The organism is Pseudoalteromonas sp. S4492, from assembly GCF_005886115.1.
In the GTDB taxonomy this organism is placed as follows: domain Bacteria; phylum Pseudomonadota; class Gammaproteobacteria; order Enterobacterales; family Alteromonadaceae; genus Pseudoalteromonas; species Pseudoalteromonas gelatinilytica.
On record NZ_PNCP01000379.1, the window covers coordinates 1 to 259 of the forward strand.

Consider the following 259-nt stretch of genomic DNA (forward strand, 5'->3'; position numbering starts at 1 on the left):
TACAGTGTCAATAATACCGCCACGCTGAGCGACAACACAGACGCCGGAGTCGGACGCTACGTTACGCTCCATGCCGGTACCTACCAGAGGCTTATCGGCACGCAGGGTTGGAACAGCCTGACGCTGCATGTTCGATCCCATCAAGGCACGGTTAGCATCGTCGTGCTCAAGGAATGGAATCAGGGATGCCGCAACGGATACTACCTGCTTGGTGGAAACGTCCATGTACTGGACTTTCTCAGGCCCCATCAGGGTAAAT

1 protein-coding gene is annotated in these 259 nt (G+C 55.2%); it reads right to left on the reverse strand.

Going from position 1 to position 259, the window contains the following annotated elements:
* Positions 1-259: hypothetical protein (locus CWC28_RS21845; protein ID WP_138625796.1), on the reverse strand; the 259-nt coding region annotated here is incomplete at both ends.